We start from the raw sequence: 14,421 nt of genomic DNA, 5'->3' as shown, positions 1-14,421 counted from the left end.
TTACTTTTGCCACGAATTGCACGAATTAGCACAAATTTTTTATCTAAAAATAGTCGCAATATAATTCGTGAAAATTCGTGCAATTCGTGGCGATTTTAAAAACTCAGAATCTTAGCATCTCAGCACCTTAGAACTTTTATAAATTCATTTCCATAATGGGCATAAATCTATTTTTAATTGAAGTTTCGAATTCTCCGATTTTTACAAATCCGATTTTCTGGTAAAATTGTTCGGCATTTGGTTCTGAGTCCAAAATGATTTTTTGGCATTTTTCATTTCGCATTCTTTCCAAGAAATCATTCATTAAAAAAGAGCCAAATCCTTTTCCGATATATTCAGGTAAAATAAATAAGTTATCCAATTTTACCTGATTATCTTCTTTTTTCAAATAGGAATAATAACCAATAATTTGATTTTCATCAACCAAATTAAAAACAGGATTTGTTTGGATATAATCTGCTGTAACTGTTAGATTATTACTCCATTTTTCCAATTGTTCTTCCGAATATCCCCAATATGCTTTTGATTTTTTGGTGATTTCCGTCAAGCGGATATGATCTTCGGTTTTGGCTTTTTGAATGTTCATCTTTGTTTTTTATATTTAAAAAACACAATTTTTCTTTCTGTACATTTCTCTTTTCTATCTTTTTTCAAAACCAGAGAATCATTTCTTAAATAGAATTTTTCATCTTTAAAATTTTCAAAACTATCCTCATTTTTAGGTTCACAATCAGCTATAGTTTTTGTAAATCTTATTTTTTCAATTTCTTCTTTAGAATAACACATTTTTCCAAATTCATGAATCTGAAAACATTCTTTAGGAAGTACACTATTTAAAATTAATGTATCGTTTTTTTCTATCCAATTCCCATCAGAATGAAAACTTGTTGTACAAGCTCCGCCAACAAACTTAAAAGTGTGGTCTTTATTTATTTCCAATCTTGCCATGTATGGAATATCCATTTCTGTATCGTACCATGTTTTTACAAAAACAGATTTTTGTTCTTTATTCTCCTTTTTACAACTTAATAGAAAAAAAGAACAGCAAAATAAATAATGACTTATTCTCATACCAGTACTTTTAAGCATTCGAAGTATTATTCTTAATTTCTCGAACTTCTCTTTTCAATTCTAAAAGCAAATCTTTCATTGCTCCAGTTTCTGTCGTTTCTTGTTTTTTATCTGAACGTCCGATGTTGCATTCGTATTCCCAAATCTCCAAAATATCAGAAGCTTTCACTTCATAATTCGGATAAAAACTGTTGTCTGATTCTAAAACCAAAGCATTCTTTTTATTTTTATTCAGACGCTTATACACCATTCCTTCAGTCTTAGTAATCAGAATGTAGGTTTTACCATCCATCACCTCTCCCAGTTTTTCCACATAACGACCAATAATAATAGAACCATCTTCATGCGGAGGCATTGAATCCCCTTCAACGGGAAATCCGCGGTGTTTTCCTGGTCCTAAAAACGGAAGTGTAATCTGCTGTAAACTTTCAATATATTCTGGATCAGCATATCCGTTAAGATAACCTGCTTTTGCTTTTTGAGATACAATTTCAATAAAGTTTTCTCCAAAACTATCCACTTGAATGGGCAAAATAAGTCGGTTGCCTTCTAGTTTTATCAAATTTTGCACATCAATTTTACGAATATCGACCGATAATATCAAATCGATACTCATATGAAAATACAATGCAATTTTCTTTAAAATATCATACGGCGCTTCCGAAGTTCCGTCTTCATATTTTACGTATCTACCTCTGGTAATGCTAAGGTTTTCAGCTAATTTCTCTTGAGATATTTTATGCTTAACCCTTAATGCTCTGATGTTGTCTGAAAATAAGGACATAATAAATTTGTTATAATTTGGAACAGCAAATATACACAAAATGTTCTAATCTGTACTAATTTTGTTTCATACAAAAACAAAAGGAAAATGGCACGGGCAATTGTACATATGGATTTGGATACCTTTTTTGTATCCTGCGAACGACTCACCAATTCTGAACTGAACGGAATTCCGCTTATTGTAGGCGGTGGAGAGCGCGGTGTTGTTGCTTCTTGTTCGTATGAAGCCCGTAAATTTGGAGTCCGTTCTGCAATGCCTATTGCAATGGCGATGAAACTTTGTCCCGATGCAAAAATCATCAAAGGCGACATGGAATTGTATTCAAAAATGTCTCATGATGTAACCGAAATTCTTCAAGAGAAAGCACCTGTTTTAGAAAAAGCAAGTGTCGATGAATTTTATTTAGACATTACCGGAATGGACCGTTTTCACGGAAGTTATAAATGGACCGATGAATTGGCTCAAAAAGTAATTAAAGAAACTGGATTGCCGATTAGTTTTTCGTTATCGATTAATAAAACGGTTTCTAAAATTGCTACTGGCGAAGGAAAACCAGTAGGAAATCTAGAAATTCCAGAACATAAAGTACAGACATTTTTGAATCCGCTTTCGATTCAGAAAATACCAATGGTCGGAACTGTAACATTTCAACTTTTGTCGCGAATTGGTGTTCGCAAAATTCAGACTTTAGCTGAAATGCCTGCGGAGGTTTTACAGCAAATGATTGGAAAAAATGGCTTAGATATTTGGAAAAAAGCCAACGGAATCGATCATACGCCTGTAGAACCTTATAGCGAAAGAAAATCCATTTCAACAGAAAACACTTTTTCTCAAGATACTATTGATATTGCAAAACTGAAAAGAGTGCTTTTGGGAATGGTCGAAAAACTGGCTTTTCAATTGCGCTCTGAGCAATGGCTGACTTCTACTGTTACGGTTAAAATTCGTTACGCCAATTTCGATACCGAAACCAAACAATCTCGAGTTGCTTACACTTCAGCCGATCATATTTTGACCAAAACCGTAATGGAACTTTTTGAGAAAGTTTACCAGCGTCGTATGCGTCTGCGTCTGATTGGCGTTCGCTTTAGCGGATTGGTGCGCGGAACCTATCAAATTGATCTTTTTGAAGATACTCAGGAAATCCTGGCTCTTTATGCCGCGATGGATAAAATGAAAAGTCGTTACGGTTTTGATGCCGTTATGCGTTGTGCTGGAGCGCATTTCAAACCCAATACTAAAGATGAAATTTTAAAACGAAAAAACGAAAATCCTAAACCTTAATATGTATTTAAACTGTCATTCTTTTCATTCTCTGCGTTATGGCACGATTCCTCTTGATAAACTTGTCATGCAGGCTGTTTTGCATGATGTAAAAGCAATGGCATTAACAGATATTAATACGGTAACGGGAATTTATGATTTTATAAGAGATTGCGAAAAAAAAGGAATCAAGCCTTTGGTTGGAATGGAATTTCGTTGCAATCATCAATTCCGATATATTGGTTTGGCTAAAAATGCAGAAGGATTAGCCGAGATGAATCGTTTTTTGACGGATCATAATTTCAGCGGAGAAACTTTGCCTTTGCGAGCTCCAAAATTTGATTCGGCTTTTGTGGTTTACACTTTAGAAAATGCTCCCGAAACACTTTATGAAAATGAATTTATCGGAGTTCGTCCCGAAGAAGTTTCAAGTCTTCTGACTTCAAAACATAAAAATAAAAGGGCCAAAATGGTGGTTTTACAGCCCGTAACTTTTAGCTGTAAAAGAGAATATAATCTGCATAAAGTCCTTCGAGCAATTGATACGAATATTATTCTATCAAAACTTACTGAAACGGATTATTGCAAAACTTCTGATTTCATAAAACCGTTAGACGCTCTTTTACCTTTTTATGAAAAATATCCTGAAATCGTTTCTAATACACAACGCATCATTGACGAATGTAATTTTCAATATGATTTTTCAATTAAAAGAAATAAAAAATTCTTTACCGGAAGCCGTGAAAAAGATTTAGAAAAATTAACCGAATTAGCTGAAGAAGGCTTTGAATGGCGTTATGGAAAAGAAAACACAACTGCGAGAAAACGCGTAGAAAAAGAATTAAAAGTAATTGACGAACTGGAATTCAGCGGTTATTTTTTAATTACTTGGGATATTGTACAATATAGCAATAGTCAAGGATTTATGCACATTGGTCGCGGAAGTGGCGCCAACAGTATTATTGCGTATTGCCTAGGAATTACAGATATCTGTCCGATAGAACTTGATTTGTATTTTGAACGTTTTTTAAATCTGAACCGAAAAAGTCCACCCGATTTTGATATTGATTGGAGCTGGCAGGAACGCAATGTAATTTTAGAATATATTTTCGAAAAATACGGTAGCGATCATGTTGCTTTCTGCGGTACGAATGTCGAATTCAAATACCGATCTATTTATAGAGAAGTCGGAAAAGTTTTTGGACTTCCGAAAGAAGAATTAGATGTATTGGCAAAAAATCCAGAAGAACTTCATCCCACAAATAAAATTGTAAAATTGGTTCAGGAATATGGATTAATGATGAACAAATATCCAAATCAGCGTAGTATGCACGCCTGCGGAATTATCATTTCTGAAGAACCAATTACCAATTATACACCTTTGGAAATGCCTCCAAAAGGATTTCCAATCGTGCTTTTTGACATGCATATTGCTGAAGAAATTGGGTTTGACAAATTTGATATTTTAAGTCAACGCGGTATCGGACATATTGATGACAGCGTAAAATTGATTGCTAAAAACCGAGGGATAAAAGTTGATATTCGTAATACTTCCATTTCTAAAGATGAAGCCGTTTGCAATTTTCATTTGGCAAAAGGAGATACAATTGGCTGTTTTTATATCGAAAGTCCTGCGATGCGTGGATTATTACGAAGACTGAATTGTGACAATTATAAAATTCTCGTTGCCGCTTCGTCTATTATTCGTCCTGGAGTGGCACAATCGGGAATGATGAAAGAGTATATTTTTCGACATAACAATCCCAATCAGTTTGAATATTTTCATGAGGTTTTTAGAGAACATCTTGGTGAAACCTACGGAATTATGGTGTATCAGGAAGATGTCATTAAAATTGCTCAACATTACGGCGGACTTCCCGCTCCTGATGGCGATATTCTGCGTCGCGCGATGTCTGGAAAAGGAAGATCTTTGGAAGCTTTGCAAAAAGTTAAAGATAATTTCTTTGCAAGCTGTGCTCAAAAAGGACATCCAGAAGCTTTGAGTCAGGAAATTTACCGTCAGATTGAATCTTTTGCGGGATATTCTTTTTGTAAAGCGCACTCGGCTTCTTATGCGGTTGAAAGTTATCAGAGTTTGTTTTTGAAAGTGAATTATCCTGTCGAATTTATGACAGCGGTAATCAACAATCAAGGCGGATTTTATAGAACTGAAGTTTATGTACACGAAGCGCGAATGTCGGGCGGAACGGTTCATAATCCGTGTGTGAATAAAAGCGAATATCAAACGACTTTATATGGAACCGATATTTATTTAGGTTTTATGCATTTGCAAAGTTTAGAATCTAAAATTGCACATTTAATCGAATCGGAAAGAATAGAAAACGGCGAATATCTTTCTTTAGAAAATTTCATCAATCGCATTCCAATTGGGATTGAAGGCGTTAAAATTCTGATTTTCATTGGCGCCTTTCGCTTTACAGGAAAAACAAAAAATCAGCTTTTAATTACTGCGAGTTTACTTTTAAATAATTATAAACCAGAAAACCGAAACTTAAAATTATTACAAGAACCAGCAAAAGAATTCAAATTACCAGTTTTGGAACGTTCTGTTTTTGAAGATGCTTTTGATGAAATCGAATTGTTGAGTTTTCCAGTTTCGTGTACCGTTTTCGATCTTTTACAAACCAAACATCGTGGTGATATTATGGCGAAAGATTTGGTCAAACATCATAAAAGACAAGTTAGAATGTTGGCGTATTTAATTTCCAGAAAACACGTCCCGACAAAAAAAGGCGCGATGTATTTTGGAACTTGGATCGATCATGAAGGCACTTATTTTGATACGGCTCATTTTCCAGATAGTTTAGAAAAATATGCGTTTCAAGGCGGAGGCTGTTATCTTTTATTAGGAAATGTAGAAGTCGATTATCATTTTCCGACAATTACGATTCTTAAAATGGCAAAAATGCCTTTTATTCCAGATCCGCGATATATGGATGCTAAAGATCAGTATCGAACTCAAAATCAGATTAAAGAAGATATCAGTATGACGAATAGAAAACCTTATCCGTCAGCTCATGAAATTAATATGCCTAGACATCGAATGAAGTTTTAGTTTTCAGTCGCAGTCTCAGTTTTCAGTATTTCTCTGATGACTTAGTAATTAACTGAATACTGAGACTGAGACTGAAAACTATGTATTTAAAATAATAAATAACAGAAATAGAACATTTTACGTTATATACAAATGAAGAAGCAAGAATATGCCATAGTCGATATTGAAACCACAGGCGGGAATGCCAGTGGAAGCCGTATTACAGAAATTGCCATTATTATTCATGACGGTACAAATGTGTTGGATCGTTACGAAACACTTGTAAATCCGGAACAGGACATTCCTCCTTCTATTTTTGGATTAACGGGAATCAATAACGAAATGGTTGCCAATGCGCCAATCTTTGATGATATTTCAGAGAAAGTTTTGGAAATGTTGACCGATCGTATTTTCGTTGCACACAATGTCAACTTCGATTATTCGTTCGTTCATCATCAATTGGAACAAGCTGGATTTAAATGGTCGGCAAAAAAATTGTGTACCGTTCGTGCTGCTCGAAAAATCAAACCTGGATTAGGTTCTTATAGTTTAGGAAATTTATGTAATTCTTTAAATATATCTTTAGAAAACAGACACCGCGCTGGTGGAGACGCCGATGCTACTGCTCTTCTTTTTTCTCTTTTGTTGGAATGGGACGATGCCGGAGAAATGGACAAAATGATCAAAAAAACAGCTGAAGATCAGCGTTTGCCTCCAAATCTTCCTGCAGAAGATTTTAACAATTTACCCGCTAAACCTGGAATCTATTATTTTTATAATCAGCAGAAAAAAGTAATTTATGTTGGAAAAGCTATTAATCTGAAAAAACGAGTAACATCGCATTTTACAGGAAATAATATCAATCCGCAAAGACAACATTTTTTAAGGGACATTCACGGAATTTCTTTTGAAATCTGTGCAACCGAATTAATGGCGCTTCTTTTAGAATGTACCGAAATCAAAAAACTTTGGCCAACTTACAACAGAGCCTTAAAACGTTTTGAAGCCAAATTTGGCATTTACCAATACGAAGCTCGAAACGGCTATAAATATCTGGCACTCGGGAAAATGAGCAAATTTCAGACCTGTATTCATGAATTCAACAACCAACATACTGGTATTCATTTATTACGAAGTTTGGCAGAACAATTTCAAATCGATCATCGTTTTTGCAAATATTCAATACCTGAAGAAGGTGAGTTTTTCTACAACAATGAACTAAAAGAATTGCCAGATCCTTTACTTCATAACGAACAAATTGATAATGCGATTGATTATTTATTGAACAACAGACCAAGTTTTGCCATTATTGACAAAGGAAGATCTTCAGACGAAAGAAGTTGTATCTGGATTGAAAATGGCCATTTTCATGGAATGGGATATATTCCGAGAGATGTTGCCATCAATGATCCTGAAGAAGTTAAAAGTTATGTTACGCCTTATAAAAGCAATCAATATATTGAGCAGTTAATTTTTGCTTACGCCGAAAAACATCCTGGTAAAGTGTTCTTTAACAAACACTTTGCAAAATAAAATTCTGAAAAGTTGTAAATTCAAGATTAGAACAAATCAAAATCTACTATGAAAATAGCCACTTATAACGTAAATGGAGTCAACGGAAGATTAAATGTTTTATTACGATGGCTGGAAGAAACCGCTCCCGATATTGTATGCTTACAGGAACTAAAAGCGCCTCAAGATAAATTTCCGCTTAAAGCAATAAACGATGCGGGTTATAACGCAATCTGGCATGGACAAAAACAATGGAATGGCGTTGCGATTCTTGCTCGAAATATGGAAATTGAAGAAGTTACGCATGTACTTCCCGGCGATGATGACGATATTCAAAGTCGTTATATTGAAGCTTTAATTAACGGAATTGTAATTGCGTGTCTTTACCTTCCTAACGGGAATCCTTATCCGGGACCAAAATTTGAATATAAATTGAAATGGTTTGATCGTCTTGCGCATCGTGCTGAAACCTTATTAAATTTAAAAGTCCCCGTTATACTGATTGGCGATTATAATGTAATGCCAACTGAACTGGACGTTTATAAACCTGAAAAATGGATAAACGATGCACTGTTTAGGACTGAAGTTCGAGAAGCTTTTGCATCAATTGTTTCACAAGGTTGGACAGATGCCATTAGAAAATTATATCCTGACGAGAAAATTTACACATTCTGGGATTATTTTAGAAATGCCTACGAAAGAGATGCTGGTTTGCGAATAGATCACTTCTTACTAAGTCCGCAAATAGCAAAAAAATTAAATTCAGGCGGCGTTGATTGTCATGTACGGGGCTGGGAAAAAACCAGCGATCATGCGCCAGTATGGATTGAAATTGATAAAAAATAATGGAAAATGACACTATTTAACGACACCGAATTGTTTACCACAGGTTTGGCAGGAAAAAAAGTATTTGACATTCCTGATTCCAAATTAATTTTAATCGACGATTTCTTTACTAAAGAAGAGTCTGATATTTTTTACGAAAGATTACTTCGTAAAACGAAATGGAGAGAATACGAAATGGAGATTTATGATAAAACATATACCGTTCCGAGAATGATTTCGTGGTATGAAGACAAAGATAATCCCGGAGCAGACCCAAAAGGTCCAGACTGGACGTATGAATTATTAAAAATAAGAAGTCGTGTAGAGAAAGAAACACAACTGGATTTTAATACCGTACTGCTTAATTTGTACCGCGACGGAAACGACGGTGTCGGCTGGCACAGCGACAAGGAACATAATACAGGCCCAGATCCTATTATTGCATCTGTCACTTTTGGAGAAACCAGAATGTTCAAACTTCGGCATAAATTCAGGAAAGATATTGCTCCCATTGAAATTCCGCTGCATCACGGTTCCTTTTTATTGATGGCAGGAACAACTAATAGTTTTTGGCAACATCAGGTTCCGAAAACGGCGCGGAAAGTTTTACCAAGGATCAATCTTACCTTTAGAAGAACCAATCGAAATCTTTGATTTTTATAGAATTAAATCTCTTAAAAGATGTCTTTTTTGGTTAAAACAACGTAAGATATTCCTTCTTTAAAAAGTTAAAACATTCACTATATGAACCTTTTACTAGGCTAAACCTATCTTTTTTACTATTTTTGCAACCTTTTTTAAAATACAATACCGTAATGGCTTATTCGAACAATGATCTATCGCGTTTCTTAGATGCGCAGAACAAACTTTATCTTACCGCTCTTTCTGAAATCAGCAAAGGGAAAAAAGAAACACATTGGATGTGGTTTATTTTTCCTCAAATAAAAGGTTTAGGAAAAAGTGATACAGCTAATCTTTATGCCATTAATGATTTAAAAGAAGCTACAGATTACTTAGAACATCCAATTCTTGGAAAACATTTAATCGAAATTTCAGAACTTTTATTGACTTTCAAAAGAAAATCTGCTGATGGAATTTTTGGAGATTTAGATGCACGCAAATTACGTTCGTGTATGACTTTGTTTTCTTTGGTGGAAAATGCAAATCCAATATTTGAGGAAATTTTGGAAGCTTTCTTCTCTGGAGAAACAGATCCGTTGACTTTGTCTATTATTAATTCAACTATAAAATCACCTGCTGAGTCTGTTGTCGCATAACAAACCAACACTTTGTGATTATTTACATCAAGAGGCACTGCTTAATTGTAGTGCCTTTTTTTATGAATTAAAATAATTAGTCCTAACTTGCGTAAAATCAACCTCAAACCTCAACCAAATTATGACTGAAAAAATCAAAACATTACAGATCATTCATCTTGCCGTATGTGCAGGAGTTATTTTGGCTTATTTTTTTGTAGGCGAAATTACTCTTGAAAAATTAAAAATTCCTGAACTTAGTACAATAGGTATCTTATATACTTTAATACCAATTTTAGCTTATGTTATCAGTACTTTTTTATTTAAGTCTCAGATCAGGCAAATCGATCCTAAATTAAAACTGGAAGAAAAACTTCCTTTCTATCAAGCCGCTTCTATTTTACGCTGGGCTATTTTAGAAGGCGCCGCTTTTATATTATTATTCCTAACTCCGGAATTCGTAATTTTTGGAATTCTTATTATTATATATCTGATTTTCTTAAGACCAACCGAAGAAAGGATTAAAAATGATTTATCCGATAATAGTTTTTAATTTTTCAATACAATGAATAAAAAAAGCGTCTTGATAGCCACAAGACGCTTTTTTTAATTGATATAGTTTTTCAACTTGAAAATTTAAACTGAAACAAATTTTTACTCTTCTTTTGGTTTAGTTAAATAATATACCGGAATTCCTGTTAACATAATTAATACACCCCAGCCACAAGTTGAGAATTTTGTTAGTAGTAACGAAATACAAATTGCCGATGCAATAACAATGTACAACATTGGCAAAAACGGATATCCAAAAGCTTTGTAAGGTCTTTCGACATCAGGCATTTTTCTTCTTAAAATGAAAATTCCATAAATAGTTAGAATGTAAAAAATCAAAACAATGATAATTACAAAATCTAGTAAATCGCCATATTTTCCCGTCAGACACAAAGCCGAAGCCCAAATACACTGTGCCCAAAGTGCCCACGCAGGAACACTTGACGAGTTTAAAACAGCAGCTTTTTTGAAAAATAAACCATCTTTTGCCATGGTATAATAAACTCTTGCTCCCGCCATAATTAATCCGTTATTGCAGGCAAAAGTCGAAATCATAATCATGATTGCAATAATCAATGCTCCTATATTTCCGAAGATATATTGTGAAGCGACAACTGCTACCCTGTCAAATTTTGCTGTTGCAATTTCGTCAAACGGAATTACAGCCAGATACATAATGTTTGTCAAAACATAAATAATTGTTACGATAAATGTTCCAAGAAACAGACTCATTCCAACATTTCGTTGTGGATTTTTAATTTCTCCTGCAATAAAAGTTACACCATTCCAAGCATCACTTGAAAATAGAGAACCAACCATTGCTGCAGAAATTCCCGAGATCAATGCCGTTCCTCCAATTGGAAGCCATGAACCACTTTCTTTATCAAAAGAACGTGTACCCCATGTATCGGCCCAGTTTAAGTCCCAAACCGAAGCTTTTGCCGCTAAGGTTAATCCAAAAACGATTAATCCAAGCAGTGATAAAATTTTGATAATTGTTAAAACTGTTTGCAGAATTTTTCCATTTTTAACGCCTCGACTATTAATAAAAGTTAAGACTACAATCGTAAAAATAGAAACAAGTTGTGCGGCATTCAATTTAAACGAACCTAATTCGTAAAGAATATTTTCATCACTTAACGGTTCGTACAAATACGCTGCAAATTTCGAAAAAGCTACACCAACGGCAGCAATCGTTCCAGTCTGAATTACGGCAAAAAAGCTCCATCCGTACAAAAAGGCAATCAGCTTGTTGTATGCTTCTTTCAAATAAACATATTGTCCTCCAGCTTTCGGAAACATGGCACTTAATTCACCATAACTTACTGCAGCGATAATTGTAATTAATCCAGACAAAAGCCAGATTAAAGTAAGCCATCCTGCCGAACCAACTTGTCTGGCGATATCGGCGCTTACAATAAATATTCCGGATCCGATCATAGAACCAACAACCAGCATGGTTCCGTCTAATAATCCGAGTTCTCTTTTAAAATGTTCTTGGTCGTTTTCTTGCATTTTTATTGGTTTTGGGTTAGTTAAAGATATACTTTTTTCTGAAAAACTAATTTTTTAATTCGTAATTCGAAATGTTTTGGATCTTCCAGATGTATGTACCCTCCCGTCTTTTTTAATAACCTCGATTAATAAAAAATAAAAAAATAGTTAAATAATATGTCTTTACGTCTTTCCGTAAGGATATACTGACTTTAGTATTTATATTTGAAATAAATAAAAATAAAACATTGTTATTTATACAATAGCTAAAAGAATACGTGTACAAAACAAAATAATACTTTGAGAATAGATTCCCCACTATTAATTTAAACAAAAAAATGATGAAAAAAAACCAAAAAACACTATTAAAACTAAGCTGTTTAGTTATTTCTAGTTTATTATTTTTTAATTCTTGCCAAAGTGATAATGAAATTCAAACACAATCAAAAACAGATTCACATCTAATTTCTCAAGAAGATGCAATCAAAATAGCCGAAAATTTGACTGTAACAGGTAGAATATCTTCTCAAACTAGTAAAGGTTCCAGAATAAAAAAAGCAGGATACACATTTACAAGATTTACTCAAAAAAAAGATGCTGCATTTTATATTATAAATTATGAGAACGGAGGATTTGCTATTGTTTCTGCCGATGATAGAAATACTCCTGTATTAGCTTATTCTGAAAATTCAGTTTTTCAAAATGATACAGTAAATTATCCAGAGGGTTTAAAAATGTGGCTAGCATTTCAAACCCAAAATATAGAAACTATTAAATTTAAAAATCTAGCTCAATCGGCTATTAATAAAACAGAATGGAGTGCTGCTTCAAAAATTATTTCTGGCGGAAGCGCTACTGCAAAAAAAATAATTCCATTTGATCCAAAAACATGTCCCGAGGATCAGATTGAACAAGTCGGCCCTCTTTTGACAACTACTTGGGGACAATGGGGCGGCTATAACAACTTAGCACCTTTATTGTGTAGTGCAAATTCATCAGGTAGAGCCCCAACAGGTTGTGTGGCTACAGCTATGGCACAGGTAATGAAATATCATCAGAAACCCGCTTCATATAATTGGGCTAATATGCCAAATAACTATGGTACGCCTAGTACTGCAGGACTTATGTTAGATATTGGCTATGCTGTTAATATGTCTTATGGATGTGACGGTTCTAGTGCCGATTCTTATGATCAGGTCGCTTCTTCATTTGTAAATGATTTCCATTATTCAAATGCTGCGAGAGGCACTTACAATTATCAAACTGTAGTTAGCCAGATTAGTGCTAGAAGACCAGTAATTTTATCTGGAGGAAGAAAAAAAGACGGGATTTCTTTTGATATGTATGCTGATGGTCATGCGTGGGTTTGCGATGGTTACATAAGATCTAGCTCTTACTACTACGACGAAAGTCAAGGTTCTTGTCTTGGAGTTGGAATGTTATCGTTACATATGAATTGGGGATGGTCTGGTTCTTATGATGGATGGTACTCATTTAACAATTTTAATCCATCAACTTATTCATTTAATTATGAAGCAAAAATGTATTATAATATAATTCCATAATTAAAAAAACTAATCCCTAAAAAGGGTAAAATTTATTCTCAAAAGTAAAGAAAGCCGTAATTATTTGCGGCTTTCTTCTATAATATTGATAAATTAAATTCTTAACTTTAATTCAAAACATTTACAATAATTTCTTTTTTAAATTAAAAACAATAGCTTATGACTTGGGATCCAAAAAAATACAACGAATTTAAAACTGAACGTTCTAAACCCTTTGATGATCTTGTAAGTCATATTGTTGATCATCCAAATCTAAAAATTATAGATTTAGGATGCGGAACGGGAGAACTTACCAAAAGACTTTCTGAAAAGGTTACAAACCCAACTGTTCTGGGTATAGACAATTCTGCAGAGATGCTGGCGAAAGCTCCAGTTAGAGAAAATCTTAATTTTAAAGAATTATCAATTCCCGAGCAATTAAAAGAAGAAACAAAATGGGATCTTATTTTTTCGAATGCCGCATTACAATGGATCGACAATCATGGCGAACTATTTCCAAAAATTATTTCTCGAATAAATCCAGGTGGGCAATTGGCTGTTCAAATGCCACAACAAAATGAAAATATTCTGAATAGAATACTTTTAAACTTGGTTCAGGAAGAACCTTTTGCTTCGTATCTTAACAATTGGACACGTCCTTCTCCAGTCCTGACTTTAGACGAGTATGCCAAAATACTTTTTGAAAATGGCGGTACCGATTTAGTTTTATATGAAAAAGTATATCCTCTAATTTCTGCATCACAAAATGATTTTTTTGATTTTATTTCCGGTTCAGCCCTAACTGTTTATCAAGAGCGTTTAAATGAAGAGCAATTCAAAAAATTATCAGCTGAATTTAAAATCCGAATAAACAAATATTTCCCTATTGTTCCCTCTATTTATGCTTTTAGAAGATTGATTTTGTATGCAAGATTTTAATAAAAAACTTGTCAGGAAATTTATTGCTCCTTAAACAAAACTTCATCGATTTTAGCTTTATTAAAATAACAGAACAATTTTCTGTACGTTAGTTTAAAAATGAGTTAAAAATAGCTTCATAAATAA

General features: G+C 33.9%; 13 protein-coding genes. 9 read left to right on the top strand and 4 right to left on the bottom strand.

From position 1 onward, the window contains the following. Nucleotides 1-136: 136 nt before the first annotated feature. The 3 genes from K6T82_RS20545 to K6T82_RS20535 are packed head-to-tail and all read right to left on the bottom strand — an operon-like array spanning nt 137 to nt 1,855. A complete protein-coding gene (locus tag K6T82_RS20545) occupies nt 137-586 on the bottom strand; it encodes a GNAT family N-acetyltransferase (RefSeq protein WP_223710124.1) in 450 nt (149 codons plus the stop codon). Further along, nucleotides 583-1,089, bottom strand: a complete 507-nt coding sequence (locus tag K6T82_RS20540; protein ID WP_223710122.1) for a hypothetical protein — start codon at nt 1,087-1,089, stop codon at nt 583-585. The genes K6T82_RS20545 and K6T82_RS20540 overlap by 4 nt, the downstream gene beginning before the upstream one ends. Beyond that, a complete protein-coding gene (locus K6T82_RS20535; protein ID WP_223710119.1) occupies nt 1,082-1,855 on the bottom strand; it encodes an XRE family transcriptional regulator in 774 nt (257 codons plus the stop codon). Before K6T82_RS20535 ends, K6T82_RS20540 begins: the two co-directional genes overlap by 8 nt. Before the next feature lie 87 nt (nt 1,856-1,942). On the opposite strand from K6T82_RS20535, the gene dinB reads away from it, so the two are divergent. The 7 genes from dinB (at nt 1,943) to K6T82_RS20500 (ending at nt 10,319) form a co-directional block, all read left to right on the top strand. Next, the gene (gene dinB, locus K6T82_RS20530; protein ID WP_223710117.1) at nt 1,943-3,139 is read left to right on the top strand and encodes a DNA polymerase IV; all 1,197 of its coding nucleotides are present in this window, start codon (nt 1,943-1,945) and stop codon (nt 3,137-3,139) included. A 1-nt stretch (nt 3,140) separates the two neighbouring features. After that, complete coding sequence (locus K6T82_RS20525) at nt 3,141-6,194, top strand: DNA polymerase III subunit alpha (protein WP_223710115.1); 3,054 nt, start codon at nt 3,141-3,143, stop codon at nt 6,192-6,194. Nucleotides 6,195-6,326: 132 nt separating this feature from the next. Continuing rightward, nucleotides 6,327-7,706: an exonuclease domain-containing protein gene (locus K6T82_RS20520; protein ID WP_223710113.1), complete on the top strand. Its 1,380-nt coding sequence runs from the start codon at nt 6,327-6,329 to the stop codon at nt 7,704-7,706. A gap of 48 nt (nt 7,707-7,754) precedes the next feature. Then, nucleotides 7,755-8,531, top strand: coding sequence for an exodeoxyribonuclease III (gene xth / locus K6T82_RS20515; protein ID WP_223710111.1), 777 nt, complete (start codon nt 7,755-7,757; stop codon nt 8,529-8,531). A gap of 6 nt (nt 8,532-8,537) precedes the next feature. Further along, complete coding sequence (locus tag K6T82_RS20510; RefSeq protein ID WP_223710108.1) at nt 8,538-9,164, top strand: alpha-ketoglutarate-dependent dioxygenase AlkB family protein; 627 nt, start codon at nt 8,538-8,540, stop codon at nt 9,162-9,164. A gap of 161 nt (nt 9,165-9,325) precedes the next feature. Next, nucleotides 9,326-9,787 (top strand): DUF1810 domain-containing protein, encoded by a 462-nt coding sequence (locus K6T82_RS20505; protein ID WP_223710106.1) that lies wholly within the window; start codon nt 9,326-9,328, stop codon nt 9,785-9,787. Nucleotides 9,788-9,908: 121 nt separating this feature from the next. Continuing rightward, on the top strand, nt 9,909-10,319 hold the full coding sequence (locus K6T82_RS20500; RefSeq protein WP_223710104.1) for an MFS transporter: 411 nt from the start codon (nt 9,909-9,911) through the stop codon (nt 10,317-10,319). Nucleotides 10,320-10,420: 101 nt separating this feature from the next. Here the strand turns inward: K6T82_RS20500 and K6T82_RS20495 are convergent, their stop codons facing one another. Continuing rightward, nucleotides 10,421-11,833: an APC family permease gene (locus tag K6T82_RS20495; RefSeq protein ID WP_223710102.1), complete on the bottom strand. Its 1,413-nt coding sequence runs from the start codon at nt 11,831-11,833 to the stop codon at nt 10,421-10,423. 320 nt (nt 11,834-12,153) lie between these two features. On the opposite strand from K6T82_RS20495, the gene K6T82_RS20490 reads away from it, so the two are divergent. Both K6T82_RS20490 and K6T82_RS20485 read left to right on the top strand, forming a co-directional pair. Next, nucleotides 12,154-13,377 carry a C10 family peptidase gene (locus tag K6T82_RS20490; RefSeq protein ID WP_223710099.1) on the top strand — a complete coding sequence of 408 codons (1,224 nt, stop codon included), beginning with the start codon at nt 12,154-12,156 and terminating at the stop codon, nt 13,375-13,377. Nucleotides 13,378-13,536: 159 nt separating this feature from the next. After that, nucleotides 13,537-14,295, top strand: a complete 759-nt coding sequence (locus K6T82_RS20485; protein ID WP_223710096.1) for a methyltransferase domain-containing protein — start codon at nt 13,537-13,539, stop codon at nt 14,293-14,295. Nucleotides 14,296-14,421 lie beyond the last annotated feature (126 nt).

It is taken from the genome of Flavobacterium potami, assembly GCF_020026915.1.
In the GTDB taxonomy this organism is placed as follows: Bacteria; Bacteroidota; Bacteroidia; order Flavobacteriales; family Flavobacteriaceae; genus Flavobacterium; species Flavobacterium potami.
The sequence above is the reverse complement of the archived record's forward strand: the minus strand, read 5'-3'. Positions and strand labels throughout refer to the sequence as shown.